This window comes from Methanomethylovorans sp., assembly GCF_041447285.1.
GTDB lineage: Archaea > Halobacteriota > Methanosarcinia > Methanosarcinales > Methanosarcinaceae > Methanomethylovorans.
On the sequence record NZ_JBGMEB010000018.1, the window covers coordinates 69,352 to 92,608 of the forward strand.

20 protein-coding genes are annotated in these 23,257 nt (G+C 42.9%); 9 read left to right on the forward strand and 11 right to left on the reverse strand.

Annotation, left to right across the window (positions count from 1 at the left end):
• Together ACC612_RS11150 and ACC612_RS11155 are read right to left on the reverse strand one after the other, a co-directional pair.
• Nucleotides 1-507 carry an amino acid-binding protein gene (locus ACC612_RS11150; RefSeq protein WP_371854608.1) on the reverse strand — a complete coding sequence of 169 codons (507 nt, stop codon included), beginning with the start codon at nucleotides 505-507 and terminating at the stop codon, nucleotides 1-3.
• A gap of 62 nt (nucleotides 508-569) precedes the next feature.
• On the reverse strand, nucleotides 570-1,382 hold the full coding sequence (locus ACC612_RS11155; RefSeq protein ID WP_371854609.1) for a helix-turn-helix transcriptional regulator: 813 nt from the start codon (nucleotides 1,380-1,382) through the stop codon (nucleotides 570-572).
• A 212-nt stretch (nucleotides 1,383-1,594) separates the two neighbouring features.
• On the opposite strand from ACC612_RS11155, the gene ACC612_RS11160 reads away from it, so the two are divergent.
• The 4 genes from ACC612_RS11160 to htpX all read left to right on the forward strand — a co-directional run bounded on the left by ACC612_RS11160 (nucleotide 1,595) and on the right by htpX (nucleotide 4,581).
• Nucleotides 1,595-1,858 carry a hypothetical protein gene (locus ACC612_RS11160; RefSeq protein WP_371854611.1) on the forward strand — a complete coding sequence of 88 codons (264 nt, stop codon included), beginning with the start codon at nucleotides 1,595-1,597 and terminating at the stop codon, nucleotides 1,856-1,858.
• A gap of 140 nt (nucleotides 1,859-1,998) precedes the next feature.
• Nucleotides 1,999-3,330 carry a hypothetical protein gene (locus tag ACC612_RS11165; protein WP_371854612.1) on the forward strand — a complete coding sequence of 444 codons (1,332 nt, stop codon included), beginning with the start codon at nucleotides 1,999-2,001 and terminating at the stop codon, nucleotides 3,328-3,330.
• A gap of 2 nt (nucleotides 3,331-3,332) precedes the next feature.
• The gene (locus tag ACC612_RS11170) at nucleotides 3,333-3,602 is read left to right on the forward strand and encodes a hypothetical protein (RefSeq protein WP_371854614.1); all 270 of its coding nucleotides are present in this window, start codon (nucleotides 3,333-3,335) and stop codon (nucleotides 3,600-3,602) included.
• 121 nt (nucleotides 3,603-3,723) lie between these two features.
• Complete coding sequence (htpX, locus tag ACC612_RS11175; RefSeq protein ID WP_371854615.1) at nucleotides 3,724-4,581, forward strand: zinc metalloprotease HtpX; 858 nt, start codon at nucleotides 3,724-3,726, stop codon at nucleotides 4,579-4,581.
• An 8-nt stretch (nucleotides 4,582-4,589) separates the two neighbouring features.
• Here htpX and ACC612_RS11180 read toward each other — a convergent pair whose 3' ends face one another.
• Both ACC612_RS11180 and ACC612_RS11185 read right to left on the reverse strand, forming a co-directional pair.
• Nucleotides 4,590-5,039 carry a DUF488 family protein gene (locus ACC612_RS11180; protein ID WP_371854616.1) on the reverse strand — a complete coding sequence of 150 codons (450 nt, stop codon included), beginning with the start codon at nucleotides 5,037-5,039 and terminating at the stop codon, nucleotides 4,590-4,592.
• A 94-nt stretch (nucleotides 5,040-5,133) separates the two neighbouring features.
• Nucleotides 5,134-6,861 carry a PAS domain S-box protein gene (locus tag ACC612_RS11185; RefSeq protein WP_371854617.1) on the reverse strand — a complete coding sequence of 576 codons (1,728 nt, stop codon included), beginning with the start codon at nucleotides 6,859-6,861 and terminating at the stop codon, nucleotides 5,134-5,136.
• A gap of 346 nt (nucleotides 6,862-7,207) precedes the next feature.
• Between ACC612_RS11185 and aroA the strand changes: the two genes are divergently transcribed.
• A complete protein-coding gene (gene aroA / locus ACC612_RS11190; protein WP_371854618.1) occupies nucleotides 7,208-8,491 on the forward strand; it encodes a 3-phosphoshikimate 1-carboxyvinyltransferase in 1,284 nt (427 codons plus the stop codon).
• Here aroA and ACC612_RS11195 read toward each other — a convergent pair whose 3' ends face one another.
• From ACC612_RS11195 to mcrB, 6 genes are all read right to left on the reverse strand, one after another.
• Entirely contained in the window at nucleotides 8,492-10,543 is a 2,052-nt protein-coding gene (locus ACC612_RS11195; protein ID WP_371854619.1) for a hydantoinase/oxoprolinase N-terminal domain-containing protein, read from the reverse strand.
• Nucleotides 10,544-10,718: 175 nt separating this feature from the next.
• Nucleotides 10,719-12,437 (reverse strand): coenzyme-B sulfoethylthiotransferase subunit alpha, encoded by a 1,719-nt coding sequence (gene mcrA, locus ACC612_RS11200; RefSeq protein WP_371854620.1) that lies wholly within the window; start codon nucleotides 12,435-12,437, stop codon nucleotides 10,719-10,721.
• Nucleotides 12,438-12,451: 14 nt separating this feature from the next.
• On the reverse strand, nucleotides 12,452-13,201 hold the full coding sequence (mcrG, locus tag ACC612_RS11205; protein ID WP_371854621.1) for a coenzyme-B sulfoethylthiotransferase subunit gamma: 750 nt from the start codon (nucleotides 13,199-13,201) through the stop codon (nucleotides 12,452-12,454).
• 2 nt (nucleotides 13,202-13,203) lie between these two features.
• On the reverse strand, nucleotides 13,204-13,815 hold the full coding sequence (gene mcrC, locus ACC612_RS11210) for a methyl-coenzyme M reductase I operon protein C (RefSeq protein ID WP_371854622.1): 612 nt from the start codon (nucleotides 13,813-13,815) through the stop codon (nucleotides 13,204-13,206).
• Between the two features lie 4 nt (nucleotides 13,816-13,819).
• Nucleotides 13,820-14,305 (reverse strand): methyl-coenzyme M reductase operon protein D, encoded by a 486-nt coding sequence (gene mcrD / locus ACC612_RS11215; RefSeq protein ID WP_371854623.1) that lies wholly within the window; start codon nucleotides 14,303-14,305, stop codon nucleotides 13,820-13,822.
• A 39-nt stretch (nucleotides 14,306-14,344) separates the two neighbouring features.
• Entirely contained in the window at nucleotides 14,345-15,646 is a 1,302-nt protein-coding gene (gene mcrB, locus ACC612_RS11220; RefSeq protein WP_371854624.1) for a coenzyme-B sulfoethylthiotransferase subunit beta, read from the reverse strand.
• A 400-nt stretch (nucleotides 15,647-16,046) separates the two neighbouring features.
• Between mcrB and mmp10 the strand changes: the two genes are divergently transcribed.
• A complete protein-coding gene (gene mmp10 / locus ACC612_RS11225) occupies nucleotides 16,047-17,279 on the forward strand; it encodes a methyl coenzyme M reductase-arginine methyltransferase Mmp10 (RefSeq protein WP_371854625.1) in 1,233 nt (410 codons plus the stop codon).
• Between the two features lie 4 nt (nucleotides 17,280-17,283).
• Here the strand turns inward: mmp10 and ACC612_RS11230 are convergent, their stop codons facing one another.
• Entirely contained in the window at nucleotides 17,284-20,712 is a 3,429-nt protein-coding gene (locus tag ACC612_RS11230) for a DNA polymerase II large subunit (protein ID WP_371854626.1), read from the reverse strand.
• 224 nt (nucleotides 20,713-20,936) lie between these two features.
• On the opposite strand from ACC612_RS11230, the gene ACC612_RS11235 reads away from it, so the two are divergent.
• The 3 genes from ACC612_RS11235 (at nucleotide 20,937) to ACC612_RS11245 (ending at nucleotide 23,255) form a co-directional block, all read left to right on the forward strand.
• Nucleotides 20,937-21,401: a hypothetical protein gene (locus ACC612_RS11235; protein WP_371854627.1), complete on the forward strand. Its 465-nt coding sequence runs from the start codon at nucleotides 20,937-20,939 to the stop codon at nucleotides 21,399-21,401.
• Between the two features lie 175 nt (nucleotides 21,402-21,576).
• Complete coding sequence (locus ACC612_RS11240) at nucleotides 21,577-22,533, forward strand: ATP-binding cassette domain-containing protein (protein ID WP_371854628.1); 957 nt, start codon at nucleotides 21,577-21,579, stop codon at nucleotides 22,531-22,533.
• Nucleotides 22,530-23,255 carry an ABC transporter permease gene (locus ACC612_RS11245; protein ID WP_371854629.1) on the forward strand — a complete coding sequence of 242 codons (726 nt, stop codon included), beginning with the start codon at nucleotides 22,530-22,532 and terminating at the stop codon, nucleotides 23,253-23,255. Before ACC612_RS11240 ends, ACC612_RS11245 begins: the two co-directional genes overlap by 4 nt.
• The last annotated feature ends 2 nt before the right edge of the window (nucleotides 23,256-23,257 follow it).

Consider the following 23,257-nt stretch of genomic DNA (forward strand, 5'->3'; position numbering starts at 1 on the left):
TCACAGGATCTCACTCTCAATCGGCTCTATCAGCACAAGGTCTTTCTTAATAGCAATTGATCTGAGTAATGATATAGCATCTTTCAATTCTTTTTTCCCTACCGCATCAATCTTGAAGGAGGCAGAAGATGATTTATTTATACTAGGCATTGAAAGGTGAAGTTCCACTACTTCTGCATATCCTGTCTTATCAATTGTATCAATAGTATCTTCTAGGTCCGTGTGTACTATATGGCCAATAAGTACGACTGTTCCCTTTTCGAGATATTTTTCCTCATTTACCCGAATTACTCCTACGCCGAGGTTTTCCAGCTTTCTGATAAGAGGAGATACGTTAAAGGCGTCTGTCTCAAATACTACCTGGACAGGAATAGTGCCACGGGGCGTTCTTTTCTCATGATGATGTACCACAGAGACAAGGTTACCCTTGAACTCAGATATTGGTTTTAGTGCCTGCACCAGTTGCCCTGGAGCATCCTGTAATTCTATATCCATAGAAACTCGCATCAGGTTGCCTCGTTTGATTTGAAATGAATATTAATCTCGAAAAGCATAGGTACTTAAAGCAATTATAAATTTTGGTGATCGTTCTCTTTAAGGACTATAATGTTGCCTCTGCCTTTCTTGAATTTCTCTACAATACCTCTATTTTCAAGATCTGACACCATTAGACTTACTTTCGCTTCAGAGTAACTCATTTTACTGCGAAGATCTCTTTGCGTTATACGTCCACCGTTGTTCTTGATTATATCAACTACTTGTTGAAGATCATGTGGCAATGAAGTTCCATCATCTGTTAAGGTTTCCTGATCTGTATATTCAAAATCATATAATCTGGTTTCAGGTTCGTTTTTCTGCGATGCTTTTCTCTTCGTTAATGCAAAAGCAGCTATTGTGCCAACAATAACTATAGCGCCCGCAGCTATCAGATAAACCGTGGTTTTAGATTCATTTCCATCCAGAATAAGAGATTTATTTTCAAGTCCTGTTGTAATTTCTGTAAGATCACTATCATTTAAGCTGCCTTTAGGATAAGCTGGCAGAAGCAACATGTCAAGAAGATAATCTCCACCGTCAGTAATATTGAGATTTTCTTCTGCGTAATATACCAATTCCCCATCCTCATAATAACTTGCATTGAGCAGGTAGATTCCCACTGGCAGATCAAAGGAGTACAGGCCGTATTTCGCTACTTGTGACTGAGGAGGTGTGGAATTGACTTCAACAATCGTATTCTCCAGAAGCTTAAATGTTTCCCATTCATATATAGCTCCATGGACAGTTGCTACTTCTGCGGCTGATGTTGTTTGAATAAAAAGCAAACATAAGATTGCAACTATCAATAAGTTACGTATTTTAGTTATAGTTTTTTTGAAAGGCACGGTTTTATATTAAATTCCAATATATGTAAATCTTTTCCAAGACCTTGTATCTGGGTGTTCATAAAGTTTATTCAAGTAAAATCAAGCCCATACCTCCTTAGAATTATCTTCGCATGAAGTGAAAGTGTCCCTAAAGTAAAGTATGCTTTTATTCGAATATTCGAACATAGTGTTTGACGAAAAACGTCTGATGTAAAAAAGGAGAAGTATAAATGAGAACCATACAAAAGATAGCATACGTTTCCGTTGCACTCCTGATTGTCAGCATGCTGGCGATTGGAGCAGTTTCTGCAAAAGCCGGAGAAGGCGGAAATGGAAAGATGTTGAATAATAATGGTGATTGTATCTGTGATGGGGTTTGCCCAAATGCTGGTGACTGTCCAAATGATGGCCAATGCGTGAACACAGGAGTATGTATACCTAATAATTATGGTGCCGACAACGTTCCTAATGACTATAATTATGGCAACAACTAAGTAATTTGTTTAATGTATAGTCTCTGTTGATCATGCAGAATATCTGATTTGTTTTATTTTGGATTTCTGCAGGATCGCTAATTTATTGAATACGTTAAAATCCATAAATATATATGCAAGGGGAGATAAAAACGAAAACCATGAAATTAATTGCTTATGTGGCTGTTGTGTTGGTACTTTTTAGTGTTCTCTCTACTGATGCTCTTGCTGCACCAGGGGAAGGCAATGGCAATTCCAATGGTAATTCTAATAGTGATTCCAATGGTAATTCCGGGATGGGAAACCAGGGCGGTGAGGCGAAAAACCAGGAAAGGGAACAAAATCGGATTTCTGTAAACTATAGCAATGATACAGACAATAACGGATCCTTTTTAAGATTAAGGGAATCAAAAAGAGAGTATTTTTCTGCAAAGGAAAAATTACAGCAATTAAATGCTAAAATGAACAGTGGCAAAATCAATGCTTCATCAAAGGAGGTATTTGATGTCAGACAGGAATACTTGCTTGAAACCATTGATTATACTGTATCCAGTTTAGAGGATTTGAAACAGAAAGTGGATGCATCTGAGAGGAAAGATGCCGACGTGGTGCTCATTGAAATTGATGGATATATCTCTGAACTGGATGCTGAAAAGAGCAATGTTGAAAATGCAACTACAACTAAGGAGCTTGCCAGATCTGCAAGAAATATCCGTGATATATGGAGAGATGCAGTTAAGCATGCCTCTAAGACACGGGCAGGATTCGTGGATGATAAAGTTGGTCTTTACCTGAATAAATCTGTGTCTCTTTCAGAACGTCTTTCTAATGAAATAAGACAACTTGAGCAACAGGGTGAGGATACCGCAGAGCTTGAGAAGCTGCTTGGAGAATATAATGACCTCATAGATAAGGCCCGGCAGAACAGGGAAAGTGCAAAAGAAGCTTATGGGAATGGTGATGAAACAGCATCCAAGGAATATTGGAACGCTGCAGCGGAAAACCTAAAAGATGCAAACTCTGTGCTTGTTGAGATATCTCAAATTCTTAGAAGTTATAGGCAAGGGCTAGTTTCTCTTAATGGGGATGGTACACTCAAGGCCATAGGTAACGGTACCGCAGTACTTTCAGGTGACATAGAAGCAGAGATGCAAATAAATGCTTCACAGCTTGTGATCAAAGATCTTGCAGGTGATGCAAAGATAAGGATCATTAGCAATGAATCTGAAGTTGTGCTGGAGCTGGATAATTCTCAGGCTGATGATCCAAAGAGGGCACTTGTCTACTCTAACCTTACAGGGAAAGTAAGTATCTCTGGAAGTAGGCTTACTGTCATGGTCAGAGGAAATATTCTTGATCTGGCAGTGGAAGGTACCGGAAACGCTGTACTCTCAGGAGATGGAACATATACTGCAGGCACTGGGGAAGACAGCAAACATTGGGCATCTCAATTTGATAGTGTATCTGAAGAGAATAATTCGCAGGAGGACTAAAAATGAAGTATACTAGTATTTGCATCTTAGCTATTTTCATCTGCGGTCTCGCATTCTCCGGATGTGTAGATAAAAAGGATAATAGTTCTGAATTGGCATCCTCTGCAATGATTTCTGTAAATGATACTGCAACTGCAGATGCGGTTCTTGCTGAAGGTAATGTAAGTATAACTGATACTGAGATACTGGACATGAACCAGGAAATGGAAGAACTGGAAGCTCTTATTAGCGAAATGGAAAAGGAAGAGAACATTACTATTGAAGATGTTTGATCTTTTCTCATTCTTTATTTTATATTTATTCTGATCGGGCATCTTTTTATAGATGAACATACATATAATCTATGCAAATTTATGAGAACTCGCCTAATGAGATCTATTGAGGAAATATAATATGGGAAACATGCTGAAAACAACTCTGTTATTGGCATCTTTGACCGGTTTGCTGGTCATCGTCGGAAGGCTCATCGGAGGCTTTTCCGGAATGATTATAGCATTCATATTCGCTATAATTCTGAACTTTGGTACCTATTGGTACAGTGATAAGATCGTATTGCGCATGTACAGGGCAGAAGAGGTTTCTGCTTCTGAGCACCCGCAATTGTATGGCATAGTAAAGAAACTTGCAACTCTTGCAGATATGCCTATGCCTAAAGTCTATATCGTGCATACTTCTATGCCCAATGCCTTTGCAACTGGAAGAGATCCAAAACATGCAGCTGTAGCAGCCACTACAGGTATATTGGATCTTCTCTCAACTGAAGAACTCGAAGGTGTTCTTGCACATGAAATGGCACATGTGAAGAACAGAGATACGCTTATAAGTGCAATTGCAGCAACCATTGCAGGTGTCATATCCATGATAGCCACATGGGCACAATGGGCAGCTATCTTCGGTGGATTTGGTGGAAATGATGATGAAGGGGGCAATAATATAATTGGCCTTATCGTGTTGGCTATTGTGGCTCCTCTGGCAGCTACCATTATACAGCTTGCCATATCCAGATCAAGGGAATTTGCTGCAGATCAAGAAGGAGCAAGGATCTGTAAAAAGCCATGGGCTCTTGCAAATGCTTTGGAAAAATTGGAATATGGTAGTGCTCTATACCGCCCAAGAAGAGGAGATGTGCAGGCATCAGATAGCACAGCACACATGTTCATAGTCAATCCTCTAAAGGGAGGCGGCTTGAGCAACTTGTTTAGAACACATCCTGCCACAGAAGAGAGGATAGCTCGTCTGCGTGCTATGTAATTTAATAATCAGGAGAAGCAACTTAAATCCATCTGGCCTGTTTCGGTCAGATGTATTACTTTTATCCCCATCTGTTCTAAATATAGTGCAAGATAACGCCTATGGCAGTCTTTTGGATTTTTTTCTGCACACATTAATACCACTTTCCCTCCCTTATTGCCAATCTTCTTTATGTACTCGAAGAGCTGTGCAGCACTGTTCCTAAATTCGCCAGTACCCATATATTCGATATATGTGGAGTCCCGGAGACCTCCAACTCCTTCACAATGGGCATATATTATGTTATTGAGAGGAAGAGATCTTTCCAGCGACTCTTTGTTATATTCTTCAAATGTTGAGTGTGGATACCTCCGGATATCTATAAGGTTAGTTATTCCGTTTTCAACAAGAATCTGCACAAAGTCATCAAAGGATCTGTTAGCATATCCTATACTGTAGCATTGAGCTTTTTCAACCATCAGTAAAGCTAATTATCTTTAATCTAATTTAATACTTCGAAAGAAAGAACGTTTGAGCAACAAGTTCCATGACTTCATTGGGTAAAAGGCTATTTTATTCATCATTTTTCTGATCAGGAATGGTAAAAATAAAAGTACTTCCTTTCCCTTCCTCGCTTTCTACCCAAATCTTTCCTTTGTGCATTTCAACGAACCTCCTGGTAAGCGCAAGCCCCAGGCCGGTACCACCGTATTTTCTCTTGTTTGATGCATCAACCTGTACAAATGGATCAAAGATCTCTTCGTGCATATTTTCAGGAATTCCAATACCTGTATCAGAAACCGATACTTCGATAGTATTATCGTTTTTCTTTGTAATAATTGATATCGAACCATTATCCGGAGTAAACTTGATAGCATTGTTGAGTAAATTATACATTATTTGTTTTATCTTCGTTTTGTCAGCAAATATCTCAAGTTCCTTACTTTTGTCGTGTATGCTTATCTCAATACCTTTCTTTGTAGCCAGAGGATAAAGGGCCTTTTTAACTTCCTCTATTAATCCGATAAGAGAGAAGTATTCATATTCCAGTTCCATTTTACCTGCTTCAATCTTCGACAGGTCCAGAACATCATTTATTACATCAAGAAGATGTTTTCCGCTATTATAAATGTGAGTTACAAAATCAAGTTGTTTCTTATTTAATTCACCATAATGCTGAGTGTTAAGAAGATCTGAAAAACCAATAATTGCTGTAAGTGGAGTACGTAGCTCATGGCTCATGTTTGCCAAGAACTCTGATTTCATGCGATTATTTTCTTCCGCCATCATTTTGGCTTTTACAAGAGAATGCTCAGCTTTCTTCTTTTGTGTGATATCGCTTGCAAATAGAAGATAACTGTTTTCTGATAACTTGCATGCATCTATTGCCAACCAACAAACTGTACCGTCTTTATGCGCAAAGGGTAGTTCAGCAGAACCGAAGCCACTGTTTTTAAGATCTATGAAATTCTGATATGCTTTCTTCCTGCATTCCTGGGTTATTAAGTCATTAAAATTCGTCCCTGTTAATTCTTCTTCTGAATATCCTGTTAACATACAGGCAGTTCTGTTGACTTCAAGGAACTCTGCATTGGCATCAGTTATAAGAATACCATGAGGTGCATTCTGAACATAGCTCCTGAATTTCTTCTCGCTTTCCTGTAAGGCTTTTTCTGCTTGTTTGCGATTGGTGATATCATGGACTATAGAATGAAGTAACTCTTTGTCTTTCATTTTTATAGTGCTGCTGAATACTTCAACATCCCTTATTGACCCATCTGCAAGACGATGTTTGAATTCAAAACAGATATTTTTTCGATTTTTAGCCCTGTTCATTTCCGACTTTATTTCTTCAGGAGTTAGAGTGTTAATCTGCTGGATACGCATCTGGCTGAGTTCTTCTCTGCTCCATCCGTAGTAAGCTGCAGCCGCATGATTACTCTGAACGATCTTGCCAGTATCGGGGTCAATAAGAAGTTTGATCGCGGAATGATCTTCAAATAATCTTCTATAATCTTCTTCACTTTTACGTAGTTCTTCTCTAGCCTCTAAAAGGGCATTTTGTGATTTCCTGAGAGATTCAATGCGCGGTTTAAGATATAGGTAGAATAATAATCCTGTAACAAGGACAAAAGCCCATCCTTTGTAAGTTTGCAGTCTGGCATAAAGGACCATGTCCGGAGCAAACAACTCTAAAACGGTATCAGAGAATCTGATCCAGATACTCGCTACAAAGAGATACAAAAGAGTAACTGCCCAGATCATTTTTATGTCCTGTTCGACATTGTTTTGCTCTTCCATATTATTACCTTATCTTATCTTCTGTAGACACTTCATTTATACATATCAAATGATAAGTTAATCCGTTATCTTGGACATTTTATTTCTGTATCTAAATGAAAGACGATTTATTACTTTATATTGCTAAGCACCATTATATATCAGAAAAGACATTCTAAAAATCAATTTTTAATAAGATGCTTTTTGATAGTTTTATATGTTCTAAATACAGCTTGGGACAGATATGTATAGATACCTATATATATCATCACTTCATGCTTGGATTCAAAAACATGCAAACGCTGCTGTTTATGAATACGATATCTGATGCATAAAATTCTGGTAACTTTTATCATATGAGGATAACATGAAAGTATCTGCTGGCATCTCTAAGATTAGTGGTGAGTTATTTGCACCCACATCAAAAAGCTATACGCATCGAGCTATTGCTATAGGTGCTCTTTCCAATGAATGTATTGTCAAAAAACCCTTATTGTCGGCAGACACCTTAGCAACTGTAGCAGCCTGTGAAAAATTAGGGGCTAAGATAGAAATAATCAATGGTGACCTCCATATAATAGGCATGAAAGGGAAACCAGGAGTACCTGATGATATAATAGACGTGAAGAACTCCGGTACTACTTTGCGCCTCATGACTGCCATATCTTCACTGGCAAACGGTGCTACAGTACTTACAGGTGACCATTCCATAAGGGGGAGGCCAAATCAGCCACTTCTGGATGTGCTCAACAAGATGAATGTGGAAGTTTTTTCCACACGGAATAACGGATGTGCTCCCATTGTAGTAAGGGGAGGGCTCAAAGGTTCAGCTGTGGAAATAGATGGTTCCATGAGTTCACAATTCGTTTCTGCACTATTAATGGCTTGTCCACTTGCTGCAGAAGATACTATTCTTTCTATTAAGGGTGAGATGAAGTCCAGGCCTTATGTGGATATTACCATTGAAATGTTAGCAGAAGCCGGCGTAAGGATATTAGTAGATGAAACCAATGGGATTAAATTCATAATTCCTGCAAATCAGAAGTATGATCTTAAAGAGTACACTGTGCCGGGCGATTTCTCTTCAGCTTCCTATTTACTTGCGTCTGCAGCAATGCTTGGTTCGCGTATCATTGTTCGTAATCTTTTTCCATCAAAACAGGGGGATTCTGAGATCATCAATGTGCTCAGACTGATGGGAGCTGATGTGCAATGGGATACAGAAACAGGCGTTGTGACCGTTATCGGCAAAACTTTAAAGGGAATAACATTCGATGCTGGAGCAACTCCGGATCTCGTGCCAACTGTGGCAGTGTTGGCTGCTGTTGCTGATGGTGTGACCGTTATCGGCAATGCTAAACATGTGCGTTACAAGGAAACGGATAGGCTGCATGCTATGGCAGTTGAGCTTTCAAAAATGGGTATTTTGGTCAAAGAAGAGCCTGATAGTCTTACCATCACCGGTGGCAAGCTTACAGGAGCAGATGTGCACGGATGGCATGATCACAGGATAGTAATGTCGTTGACCTTAGCAGGAATGGTAGCTGGAAACACCACTATAGATACCGCAGAATCCGTATCCATCTCATACCCTAACTTCTTTGAGGACATGAAATCCATTGGAGCAAAAATAAAAATGCTTGATGAATGATCATTTTCCGGAGTATGATCCATCAAGCGACTTGCTGAAGCTGAATGCCTTTTTACGCATATAGTCTGGAATGCAGTTCTTATCCATCACTATGCGGGAAGTTCCCACGCCTACAACAATGATCTTTGTTTCCATAGGCATCTCTCCTTCAGTTATCGCCATATCTTTTCTGGTGATGTCGATCTCAACCTCGTTATTGCAATAGCCCGCCGCTATCATGTAGTCCATTACCATTTTTTTGCCGGTATCCGTTGCGAATGCTATGGCATCAGCATGATCTCCAAAGGCCTTTCTACCTTCCGGAACGAAGACAAAATATTCAACAACTTCTTTTGCTTCTTTCAGTTCTTCATCCGAAACTCCTTCACCTGTAATAGGAGCAAAATGTTTCTTGATGAGGATCTCCACTCTCTTTATTCCCTTGCCTACCAAAGCACCTGCAGCATTGCCTACATCCGCATTTTCAGGCACAATGAACTGTGCATCAATGAGTTTTTCCATTTCTTCCTTGAATGCCCAGACAGGTCCCCCTAAAAGGACAACAGGTGTTTCTACTTTAAACTTTGTGAAATTCTCTCCGGATAATATCCTATCTACAATATCAGCAGGTATACCTTCAACAAGATAAGATATCAGATCAACCGCCATATTCCTTGCAACTTTTTGTTTAATTTGTCGGCATAGTTCGATCTTATCGACCTGTAATATTTTTGCGAGCTTTTCTGCACCAACAACAGAGGCTTCACCATTCCATTTCTGCAATTCTCCAAGTACATGGAGCATGTCAGTTGGAGTAAAACCAATGGGTTGTATCAGACGCTTTTTAATTAGATTATCTATTGCATAAGTGCTTGGCTGTTTTTTCATCTTCTGGAAGAGTTCAACATAGGACACAGGCGTGTGCAGAATGTAGTCATATATTTCGTCTTCACTTTTTGAAAGTCCAATTGGTTTAAAGCCGGTACGTACAAAGAATTTGGTAGCCTGTACGTTTTCGTCAAGAATCTTCTTTGAAGGACTCTTGCTTTCCTTAAGCTGTTGAAGGAAACCCGGATACTGCTGTGCTGCACGGCAGAGAGGGATGACCCTGCGAGGTCCCACATGGAATTTGTGGTCGCTGATCCATACATGACTGTCACCGCCAGTAGCTGAGGTTTCCATGCGGACAGCTTTCACCATGGTCTTCCAGCCTCCTACAATGGCACCATGTTCACTGAGTTCAGGCACCCCGTTCTTGATAAGGGCGACATCGGTACTGGTACCCCCTACGTCTATCATGGCGCAAGTGTCCAGTTTTGCAAGATATGAAGCACCTACAAGACTTGCGGCAGGACCCGAGAAGATAGATTCTATCGGACGTTCCAGCGCCTCTTCCATACCTACCACAGAACCGTCACACTTAAGCATAAGCAGGTTTGCATCGATCCCCCTTGCACGAATATCTTTAAGTATGGACTGTATGAACTGGTGTGTGATCGGGAGCAGCTGGGCATTAAGGTATGCGGTTATCGCACGATCATATGCTCCTACTTCCTGGGACAGTTCATGACCACATACCACAGGCAGCCCTGTTAGTTCTGTAATTATCTTCTTTACCCTTAGCTCGTGGTCCGAATTCCTATTGCTGAAGAAGGCAGAAACCGCAAAGGCAGCTACCTTGTCCTTTACCTCCAGAGCGAACGTCCTTACTTTTTCCTCATCCAGGGGAGCAGCCTCTTCACCATTGCTTGTATGACCGCCGTTCACCATTATATAGTCAGGAGTGGGGAACCCTTCCTGTGGTATGGCATAATCCCCAACGAGGATAGCAGCCACAGGAAATCCGGTGTCCTCAAGGATAGTATTGGTGGAAAGTGTGGTGGAAACCGATACCAGTTTGACATTGCGGACATATTCCTTATCGAGTTCATCGATGGCCCTGCTTATCCCGTCCAATGGATCAGGATATGTGGTTATTACCTTTGTTTTCTGCACTATCACCCCATCCGTATCACGAATGAGGACAGCATCTGTAAAAGTTCCGCCGGCATCTATTCCCAGACTATATTGCATAGGTGACACTCCATGAAAACGGGCACTATAAGCCTAAATGTACTATATGGAGAGGAATTGCATGATATATAATACTTAGGAAAGACAGCAGAATAAGCCGCTGAAATACGGATCTGTAGTAATGGAAAAAGAGAAAAAAGTAGGCATAAAGCCTACCTGTGTCTTATCTTTGGATTTACTTTGCCGGGATGATGAGTGATCTCTCACCAGCAGGCATGAACTCGCGCAGTGCGCCCCTACCGAATTCCTTCCTTGGTGCGGTAAAGTCAAAGGGCAGGAGGCTGTCTGCGAAACAGACCTTGATGAGTGGGTTCACTGCATATGCGTCGCCGCGGCCTGCGTGTGCTGCAGATGCTATTGCAGCATATCCACCCTGGTGACCTACGTTCATGGCGTAGTTGGGGTAGTTCGGTCCACGCAGCTCAACAGGCAGACCCTCGTCGGACTGGTAGGACAACACATTGGTTGCACCACACTGGTCCTGCAGGTCGAAACCGAAGAATCCGAGACGGCCATATGCTTCCTTGTGCAGGTACATGCAGAGGTACCATCCGGAAAGACCGGCGTTCCCGTTACCAGTTGCGATAGCTGTTGCGACACCTGCTGCTGCGGAAAGCACGGTTGCCCTCTGGGAACCTCCAAAGTGGTCCTCAAGTGCAGTCGGGTATTTCTCGTAGTTCTCAAGACCATACAGAGTGGACTCTGTGGCGATGTCCTTGACAACTTGCAGAGTTGCCTTTACCTTGTTGTCTGTACCCTTCTTGGCTGCGCCGTTGTACTTGTCGTTGATGTAGTCTACATCGTAGTACAGGTTGTCATCCAGGATATTGTTGGTGTATGCAGCGGTTGCGTACTGTGTGAAACCGACACCACCGGACATGTATGAACCGAGCCAGATCTGGTCGTAGAGCATACAGCCTGCACCGATTACCTCAAGGGCTACGTGTGCTGGGTCTTCTGGGTCTATACGGCTGGTCTGCACGATATCTGCGAGGTGACCGAAGGAGATACCTCCTGGCTCGTTTGGACCACGTGCACGCCTTGCTGGAAGCATTTCACCCATGGAGATGACACCAGCATGCTTTGCTGCGTATGAAAGGTCAGCGACCGCTGCCTCACCGGCACACATGCTGTATGCGGAGATGAAGGACATACCGACCTGCATGGCCATCCATCTGCTGGTCTGGGCACCATCTGTTACCCTGCTGACCACGGTTGGAATGTGAGCTGCCTGCCAGGTTGTCTTTCCGATAGCTGCCTTAAGCTGCTCTGCCTGTTCTGCTGGGAATTCCTTGTTGATGTCGATGAGGAACTGCTTGTCTATTTCGTCTGCAAGCTCATCGTCACCGGTAAAGATCTTACAGTAACAGTCGTCCACAAGTGCGGGGTGGGTCTCGACCATGTGTTCCTGGACCACTGCACCGCCTGGGAGGGCGTGGTTGAGGGTCTCAAGGTAGAAGTTGATGGTCTCTGGTGTAACTTCGATACCCAGTCTCTTCTCAAGGGTCTCGTGTGCAAGGTCGATACCGACAATTACAGTTCTCCTGATGTCGTCCCACATCTGCTGCATTGCTGCGTTGTTCACGTAGTGCAGATCGTCGATCTCCACCATCATGTCAGTGCCTGATATGAAGGATGGGGTAAGAGCTCTCTGACCGAGTGGTATACCACCGCAGTGCATCATTGGGTTGTATCCGACAAGTCCCCTCTTCTTTGCGATTTCCTGACCTGCCTTCTTCATTTCAAGTTTCCTTGGGTTCTGATCAACACCGAGCCTGTAGTACTTACCAACCATGTCGGTGATCTTTCCACCCTCCATCTTGTTGGTACCGTGCTCTTTTGTGAACTTGATCTCCAAGTGTTTTGCGAACATCTTCTTTCTGTCTGCTACCATTTATGTCACCTCGATTATTCCGGCTTGAATCCGTATTTTGTTCTCTGGTCGAACACTCTGTGGACCCATTCAAGAACCTCTTTGTCGCTTCTGAATGCAACGTTGTCCACGCGGTAGATGGTTGTCCTCTTTGCTGCTTCCTTTGGAGACATTGGTTTTCCCATCTCAACCTTCTTGTCGATAGGTCTTCCTACCTGGTCTTTGTGCATCTTCACTATGCCGTCTTTATCGAGTCTTGCCCTGTCGAGCATGTCGAACATTACACCATCTTCTGGAAGTCTCAGGGAGTGGCCGTGCACAGTTGCGCCTCTAAGGCTTGAAAGTGCTGGGTCGAACATCTCAGTCTCGATCTGGAACTTTGCAACCTGTTCCATGTCTCTCTCACGAGCCTCAACGACCTGACGTCCGGAAAGGGTTCCTGGGTCCACACCTCTGAATTTTATGGCTGCACTGTAGGACCTTACGTATGGTACTGAGGTACCGTTATACATTGAGTCTACGAACTGTACGTACCTTACTCTGTCACCGGCTTTTGCTCCAGGGGTTGGTTCGACAGTCTGTCTGATTGAGCACTCTGGCTCACCCATTTCTGCAAGTGGTGGGTGTGTGCTGCGGTAGTCGCTTCCGGGTGCGCGGTGTCCGAGGACCATTACGAGATCGTCATCGGAAATCTCCCTGAGCTTTTCCACATCGCCAGACATGTGTTTCCTTCTGTTTGCTGCAACAGATGTTGCACCTGGGTAGTATTGTGGTTTATATGCCATAATCATACACTCCTAACATCTAATGATTTCATTGTGGTTTTCACGGCTTTCACGAGTTCGTTCAATTTTTCCCTTGAACATGATTCTCCTCGTGTGACGCCTGTCACAATTTCCATTACTTTTCCTTTCGTCACAATATCCTTTTCTTTTGGTTTCACAAGCCTTGTCTTCACGCCTGCCTTTGCAAAATCCTCGAAATCAACGGGGGTTTGGCAAACAATAACGGCAGGAATATTCGCTTGTTCTAGTATAGCCCTTACTTTCTTTATCACATGGTCCCTTACGTTGCCTGTATGTATGACCGCAAGTTTATGCCTTGAGATCTGGGCTACTTCTTCGGGGTTTATTCCGAAGGTACCGGAACCCATGTTAGTGTCGGGTATACCCGATCCTGTATTCAGCACCAGGACACTCACCTGTATTTCTTCGCGACGCATACCGTATGTAAGTTCGCATACAGGTTTTGTGATATGCCTTCTTCCGGGACTCATTGCTATTGCAATCACATCGGATCTTCCGGTTTCGGAGAGTGTGCCTCTTTGTGCAAGACCACCGCCTCTTCCAAGCCCCATCCCATGTCTGCAATCAACAACTTGCGTTTCCCGGTCAAACATAACATCACTCCTTTTTAATGATGCATACCTGGTTTTTCAGTTTGCCTTTCGGATCAGTGATCCCAAGCATAAGTGGGTCTTGATCAGGTCCGAATCGCGCATAACCTGTGACTGTCTGCCGCCTTAGCATGAAATTACCTTCCCTGAACTCAAATGGGAAAGAGAATATCTTCTCGCATATTTCATGCACCTGTTCTTTCACGTCAGCATCTGTTACTTCCAGACGGATGCTACCTACACTGACCATCAATTCCACTGTATTGCCTTCTATTTCTATAAGGCGTCGGGAATCATGGGTCATAGGAGTTCCCTTTGCAGGACCATACGGCACTGTTCCGGGTAATCTCGGGCCATGAATGAACAGCCTGACGACTCCTTTCAGTTCCAGAATCTCATTAAGAAGAGTCTGGGCGGTTTCCGGCTTTAGCAAACGCTGAGGAACTATTTCAAGCTGCAAATGCTTTGTTGTGTCTGAAGACGTATCTGTCATCTGATTACCTTTGATATTATGACTAAGGTATTAATGGATTTAGAGGGCTCCTGCAATTGCCTTGATTGGTTCTCTGAACTCCTCTATTGAACCAAACACGTTGCCCACAAGTGAAGATGTCTTCTCAATAGTGAACATCTGGGTACCTGCATCAAGTGAAACTGCTGCACATACACAAGGAATTGCAAATCCTCTGGAGTGTCTGGTAACTACGTGGTTACCGTTGAAGATACCTGGTCCGCCTCCACCGTAGATTGAGTGGCTGAAGAAGGAGAATCCGACTGCTGTACCCTGGGCCCTTCCCATGTCACAGCCTGGAAGTCCTGTCTCTTTCTCTAAGATGTCGTTGAAGTACAGGATAGTTGAAGAAACGTTCTGTGCTGCTCTTCCTGCACCACAGTTTACCATGGTTGCTGCAAGCAGACCTGCTGCTGCATATGCGTTCCACTTTGAAACATCATTTGCCTTGTAGAAGTTGTATCCGGATGGTGCCTTCTTGTCAACTGCAATGACGCCGTCCTCGATAGCTCTCTCTACTGTGGACTCAATTACAGTACCGATTGTACCGTTCTTGTTCTTAGTAACAATGTCACATACCATGTTGTTAGCGTTCAGACCCTGGTATGCAAGACCGAGGAGCTGGTGCCTCTCAAACAAACCGACAGTGTTACCCATCTCGTACATACTTACCTGCTCGAAGATGGATGAGAGTGCTGCGGCGTTCATGGCCTTCTTACCTGTGATGGCTGCAATGTGGTTGGTGGTGATGTTCCTCAGAGAGTAACCAAGACCTTCGTTGTTCTGTGGGATACTGAGGATGGATGCAACGTTGCTGCCCATCATGTCCATTGTCTGTGGGTAGCTTCCCCAGACTGCTCCCTTAACGATAGGTGCGTCGAACATGTCTACCTTGTACATGTCAATGATGGTTTGTACTACAGCTGCTGCACCTACAGTGCTTGCTGAAATGTAGTCTGCACCTATTGCGGTCCTTATGGATGGAACCTGCACGCGTAGCTGCTTTCCGCCAGCAAGTACTTGTACATTGGTGTCATCATCTTTGTTGACTCTTATTAATTTCTCAACAGAGTCCTGGATGGCACTGGCATTTGCAACTATGTCATACTTAAGTCCTCTTCCAAGGATACGGCGGCCTGCGCCACCCATTTTACCACTGGCAAGAGCATTCTCGATACCTGCAAGGTTAACTGCAACAGTCCTTTTGGTGTCTTTGACGATATTCTGTATGGCTGCGTTTCTTGTTGGCGCAATGTCCATAAGATCGACGCCGCTTTCCAACAGCTTACCTTTGTCGTCGTAAATGTCTATTTTATCAGACACGTATGTTTCCTCCTATTTGTTAAGATCCATCCTGGAAAAAGTACAGACAACGAGTTAAGAAAAAATCTGTACAATCGTTAAAGAGTACGATATTTTCCATCGGGATTACCCACTAGTTAAGAGTAATTAGGTTTTAAACCTTTTGCATCAATATCCTCTCTGCTTTCAATGTTTAGATAAATGATATATATTATAAATTATATACTGTCTTGGCAAGTTCAGTGCTACAAAGGGGAATGCTTTTCCAATCATTTTTAAGCTATATGGTTATTTTTATTCACATAAAGTAATATTTATCTTATTAACTAAATATATATGTGTACCATGTCTATTTTAAAAATAACGTTTTTCTGTGTTATCACAAAGGTTTAAGTAATACCTCTGTTATGACACGATACAAATGGAAATAGTAGCCGATGTTGGTGGAAGTCCGGGCATAGACTGCAATGGATTCTGTACCTATTGTTATTTCAAGAAAGTAAAAGAAATAACACCCTTTGGGTGCAAGTATTGTTTTCCTTTCCAAAAAGGTTGTGATTACTGTACCAGGGGTGTGAAGGAAGCTTATAGTGGCTTTAAACCTATACAGTTTGTTCTTCATAGTCTATCAGATATCTTCAGGTTCAGAGCTAATGAGATCACAAAAATAACCATTAGCGGAGGAGGAGATGTTAGTTGTTATCCACAATTAAAGGAACTTGTATCTATGCTTTCACAGCTTGAAAGACCGATACATTTAGGGTATACCAGTGGTAAAGGATTCAATTCCCCTGATGATGCACGCTTTTTCATAGAGCACGGTGTAAAAGAAGTTTCTTTTACTGTATTCTCCACCGACCCCAAACTTCGTGGAGAGTATATGCGTGATCCGAATCCTGAAGCTTCTCTGGAGGTACTAAAGGATTTCAGTAAACATTGCGATGTCTATGCTGCTATTGTGCTCTTACCGGGTATAAATGATGGGGAAGAATTGTGGAAAACACTTTCCGATCTGCAAGAAATGGGAACAAAAGGAGTTATTCTCATGCGCTTTGCAAATAGCAGGGAAGAAGGGCTGATCCTTGGAAATGGTCCTATCCTACAAAATCTAAAAACACATACGATAGATGAATTTCTTGCTATTGTGAGAGAAGCTGCTTCCAGATATAATATCAGGATAACAGGAACTCCTCTGGAAGACCCATTAATTGGTTGTCCATTTGCACTGCGCAATGATGAGAAAGCACTAGCCCAGCTCCCGCAGATAAGGAAACAGGCAACGCTTATCTCTAGTAAAGCAGCTTCACCGCGACTTACAGACATTTTTGCTAAATTGGGAGGATATGTGAACGTTGTTTCCGTTGACAAGGACATTGGTTGTCTCATCACCATCGAAGATCTGAAAAATCTTGAATTGGCAGATGTCAAAGAAACAGTATTGATTCCCGGTAGAGCATTCGTGCACGATCCTGAAGCAAAAGCAGTATTATCCAGGGACGGTGTGGACAGGTTCGTACGCAGAGGTCCTGAAATGCTTAGCTACGATGGGGAAATGTCCATTAGCATGACCCGGGAAGAAGTGATAGCCTTTGAAGTAGAGCAGTTCACAGAGCTCATTAATCAGATCAATGCTTTTGGCCTGCCAGCCAAGTAATTAATCACATGAACTCTGAAAGGCCTGTCTGCTTTGATTTGTCGTTCTCGAAAAGAGACTTAATGTCAAGTCCGATAAGTTCTATACGCTGCTTTGTATAAGCTGAAACATTATAATCTATAGCTACCTTTTTTGACACTTCGAGATATTTCTTTACAGCTCCTTCATGCACTGTTAGTATCACACGGCCTCCGCATTTTGGGCATACTCCTGTAAGAGGAGGTCTACGGAATTTCTCATCGCATTTGATACAACGTGTGCTTTGCCTGGAAAAAGCCCTGAGGTTACCGAACAGGTCAGGGAGGAAATGCGAAACAAGAACTCTTTCTGCAACATCTGATGCATCAACAGCCCTTATCTTATCCGCCAAAGCAAGCTGAGCATCCATTTTCTCCACCATGCTTCCAAGGGTCTTATAAGCACTTACCGTAGGTCCCATGGCAATATCTGATGTATCATATGTGAACATGAATTTATCATACTGCAAGGGAGTACCCAGCCGACTGCTCACAAGGTCCATTTTGCTCTCTAGTTCCTTTGGGTTAGTGTACTTTAGTGTAGCTTCGTAGAATTCAAGGGGATAATGGTCGCATACGTCTATGTTGTGAGCTTCCTTGTCTACCTCACTTGGATCTAAACGGGTGGTCAGTACAAGCGGAGCATCCATCTTTCCGCCTCTTTTGTCAGGCAGGTATTCTCTTGAGAAGTTGACCAGACCATCCATGAGCAACATTACACAATCCTCATCACCGTCACAGTTACGCCGTTTAGCTGCATGGAAAAAGGGATGAGCATAGCCCACTGCAGCTCTTGTGAAACCTACAAGCCTTCCCAGCACACCTGCGGACGTATGAGGTGCAAGACCCATAACTAGTGTACCTACAAGATCCTCGATATTCTGGGCATTGTAATAAGGTTCCAGATGATAATATTTGGACAAAAGATCATCTATGTATCTTGTAGTCTTTAACAGGTATTCGGCGCAGTCGTATGAAACGACAATATCCTGGACCTTTAGGCAGACCACTTGATCCTCGCTGGTGAGGGGTTTACCATATATATCTTCAGAATAACCTATTTCCACCAGTTTCTCTACACGTATGCCCAGCTCATCAGCCCTGATGTGTGTCAACGGTATATCTGACATATCATATCTTACAGTTCCGTCCTTGAAAGTAAACAGCTCATGCTTGGCGCGCAGAATTCCTTTTTCAAGTGGTTCCGGTGTCATATTGCGTGACATCATTCTTTTGACGCCTTTGATAGCATCAAGATTTGATTCACGCTCGCCCAGTTTCTCAAAAGCCCGCTGATATATGTTCTTGAAATCAAGGTTCTGCATGCGGGCACATGTAGTGTTCACACCGCACTTAGGACAGGTTTCCTTGTTTATGGAAAGACCACATCTTGGACAGGATAACTTGGGAATTGTAAATTCACCACATTCACATCTGAACTCGTATGAATCCATACCGCATGCAGGACATATTCTTGAGCCAATTTCAACTCTAATTAGCCCCACTTTAGCATTGACGGACTCTTTGTAACTGGCAGCATCCTCCAACTTGCGAGTGTTTCCGCCGGTCTCACCGATGGGAAACAGTACATGTGGTGCTGGTGACATCATTCTTTTATCTGATTTCTCAGGTCTTCCCATACGTGCACCGATTCTTGAAGGAGCACGTGCCCGTACAATCAGTCCACTGACCTTGTTGACCGCGTCAAGACCAGTTTCTGTATCAATGTTTGTCCAATTTCTGTGAAGGTCCGTTCCTATGCCTAAGCATCTTAGTAACGCAAGAGGCTGTGAGATCAATAAAGCTCCTTCAGATACTTTGTGAAACACCAGCATGTTCTCAAGGAGGACCTTGATTCCGCTATCAACACTTAATTTATGAGGCAGCGATAGTGTCGAATGTTTTTCATCCAAAGACCCATGTTCTTCGATGAACTCTGCCAGCCTTATAAAATCACTTACATTTATATCATGCCACAAGTAAGTGAAATCCGGATGCAAAGGTACATTATATTTCTCACAGATTTCCAGGGCAACTTCCTGGGAAGGATGCTTCAGTTCCGGTTTTAATGATCCGTCTTCGCCTGTAGCAACAGAACATTCCTGTATCCACCACTCAAAACAATATGGTGAAGGGACTAATACATGATTGTTCTCCAGGAAATCCCCGTAATTGATCAATATCTCGCCGATATCGATAATGTACTCCACTTCTTTGTGCAGGAGACGTGCTTCTTCCACATCATCTATCCTGAGGACATCCCCTGATCTTAGTCTTACTGTAGGGCCTTCAATGGAATCCACAGGAGCCATTCCTGCAGCTTTTCCCGGTCTTTCAACTTTAAGCTGGGTCCCCGGGGCAATGAACTCATCTAGTATGACCATGCTTGCCGGACTTATACCAGCAGCAGCAAAAGAAGTATTACGTGACCTTCCATACCTTAATCGAAATCCTCCAGGCCTTGAAGGATGAGAGAATACGGGTCTTCCTGCTATAAGATCTCTCAGATACTTGTCTTTAGGTTTTACACCCACAGTCTTTTGATCTTCTTCATCTCCGCTGCTCTTTGTACCTGCTATGAGCGTTTCCAGCCAGTCCCACCCGTCCATCTGTAGCTTTTTTACATGTTTCAGGACTTTCGGGGCTTTCAGAGCAAGACCTTCTGCCAGCACAAGGGCCATACCGCCTCTGACACGGTTTGTTTCTATTCTCTCCAGATTCCTGTGTCCTTCCACTTCTTCTTCTTCAGTAGGTTCCCCATCTATGCAGATAGGACAATTCTCTACTATCAGCTTGATCTCTGATTCTGAAGGTGTATACTGCAAGCTTGCCACTCTTCTGTAGAGCAATATTTCTTCTACATATCTCTCTACTTCTTCCTTACGTGGCTTGTACCTGTCAATACCCACGCCTCTGCGCACATAATCTCCCACCAGTACAGAAAGGGCCTGTGCAGTACCACCGGCACTACGTATGGGACCTGCGTAAAGGATGCGGATATACTCGCTTCCGTCGTCGTTTTTTCCCACGTCCACCCGGTCAATACCCTCAATGGGCGCTGCCACTACTCCTTCAGTAAGCATTGCCATGGATACACGGATAGCTGCTTCTATGGCTTTTTTCCTGTCATCGAATTTACCTACAGTGCCCACAGCTACATCCCTGCCTAGAGCAAGTGCAGCCTCCTCACGAGACATGGTTGTTTCTAATTCTCTGATGCGTTGGGCTACGCCTTTTACACCAATGAGGTTCTCTACTCTATCTGCCAGGTCTTTAGCAAGCGGTATCTCGACAAAGGGCTTTGGATCACGTCCCCTTTTCCTGGCTTCATTAGCTATGTCCATCTCCCGTTTTAGCTTTGCATCAAGCCAGTGGAAATATTCCCACATAGAGTCGCTTGCTATTATTTCTCCCATCCTGGTAAACCTCAAAGTGTATACATGTAAAGAAAAATCATAAGGATCGTGTAAGGCAATATCCTTTATCACTCCACGATATAAAAAACAATCTCTGGCTAGAATATTGGCTCATATCTGGATATTTCCTATTGTTCTTTACTAAACGAACAAGGTTATATATCAGAAAAAGAAACAAAACATGCAGGAAAAATCCTGATTATATACTAAAAAAGGGGTTTCATATGAAGAAGACCTTATGCATGTTAATTCTCATGTTTTTCATTACAATGGGCACTACCAGTGCAGAACTTTTTAGCGATCTTGACAGGGCAGTTCTTGAATACAATGCTTACTACGAAGAACTTCCCGGTTATCTAAAGACGCTTCTCGGTAATGAGAGGATCCTGGCTAACGTTACAATGAATGATGGCAGTGAACTGAATGTATATTTAGTCACGGAAAATGGTAGGGTTGATGAATTTGAAAAGGTCACCCAAGTTGAAGACTATCAGCCTACAGTGATCATAACTGCGGACGAAGATACAGTTATAAGCCTCATAAATACCACAGATCCTCTTTCAGTCTATGAAGCTGCGTCTGAAAATGGGTCCATTACTGTTGATCCAGTTGGCCTTGTAAGTACTGCTAAGTTTCTGGTTTATGAAAATGTTCTTGAACCTGGCTGGAATATTCTGAAGGGTCTTTAATAAGAGTATAAAATCAATATAATGCCACTTCAAAAGTGGCCTTTTTTATTTTTAAGTTGTTAGTTTTGTTCAGCGGTTTATTTATGTTTTTTATCTTTTCATCAACAAGAAGTCCTTTGACTTTTGAATATCTGCGAAAAAAAGATAAACAATGGAAATATCATAGAAAACCCTCATGAGTGCAATTGAGATTAACGGCCTGACAAAAACATTTGGCAACCTTACTGCAGTTGACAAAATGGATCTTTCAATTGATCGCGAGATCTTCGGTCTTCTCGGACCCAATGGTTCCGGCAAGACAACAACTGTTAAAATGCTGACCACTATCCTTTCTCCCACTTCAGGTGATGCATCCATATGTGGTCACTCAATCATCAAAGATCCACGGAAAGTAAGGGACAGGATAAGTTATGTACCACAGGATATGGCTGTGGATGCCAAGTTGACAGGCAGAGAAAACGTAATCTTTTTTGCAAGGCTCTATGGTGTAAAGAGACCCCGCGATATAGCTGATGAAGTTCTTGCCAAGATGGAGCTTGGTGACCGCGCAGATGACCTTGCAAGGACTTACTCAGGTGGTATGCGCAGAAGACTTGAACTTGCACAAGCTCTTGTTCATGATCCTGAAGTGCTCTTCCTAGACGAGCCGACCATAGGACTTGACGTTGCAGGCCGAAAAAAGATATGGGAGCATATCATTGATCTGAAGGACAATGGAATGACCGTTTTTGTGACAACCCATTACATGGATGAGGCTGATTATGCCTGTGACAGAGTAGGAATTATTGATCATGGTGTTGTAGTTGCGAATGATTCTCCGGAAGGGCTCAAAGCAAACTGTTGCAGTGATATCATTGTTATTGGAGCTGATGGTCAATATCAGGGCAATGTCGTTGAAGGAGTTAAGTTCATCGGGCAAAACGGTGATGAATTGAAGTTTGAGGCTCCTTCGGGAGGGGAAACTGGTTTTGCTCTTGCCCGTGCACTTTCCGATTCCGGAATGAAAATAAAGTCTTTTGCTATAAGGCAACCTACCTTAGATGATGTTTTTCTTTCTCTGGTTGCTGAACAGGAAGATACGAGTGCATTTGATTATCGGCGATTTAGGACAATGCTCAGGAGAAGAGGATGATTCAAACTCTGTATTATCTGGAACGTGATTTCCGACGCTGGGTGCGTGGGAAGATAAATGTTGTATCTGCTCTTGTTATGCCTGCGGCATGGCTCATATTTGTAGGTCTGGCTCTCCCTATCCGTTTTACTGATAATTATCTTGATTTTATCACCCCGGGCATACTTGTATTGACAATGCTTGGTGCTTCTTTGCAGGGAGGTGCTCTTCTGATGTTTGACAAGGTGCTGGGTTTCCTGCCCAAATTCCTTGCGATGCCTGCCCCGCGGGAGACCATCTTGTTTGGTAAGATCCTTTTCATAACTCTGCGGGGACTGATACAGTCCACTGTTATTCTCATCTTTGCGGTGATACTTGGAGCGCACTTTTTGGATCCATTGTTACTTATCCAGACTTATCTTATACTTATGATTTTTGGAATGTTGCTGTCTTCAGTAATGACTACTGTTGCTCTTTCTCTTGAGGACCATGATTCTTATTCAGCTTTCAATGCCATGATTTCCATGCCTCTTTTCTTCACAAGCAGTGCACTGATGCCATATGATCAGATGCCAGCATGGCTTGCTTCAATTGCCAGACTGAACCCAGTAAGTTACGCAATAGATGGTGTTCGGGAAGTACAGGCAGGTATTTTTCCTGCAGATACATTTTTTGGATTGATTGTCGGCACTCTCATTGTGCTTGCAATCAGCATATATGTATTCAGAAAAGCTACAGTATAGCT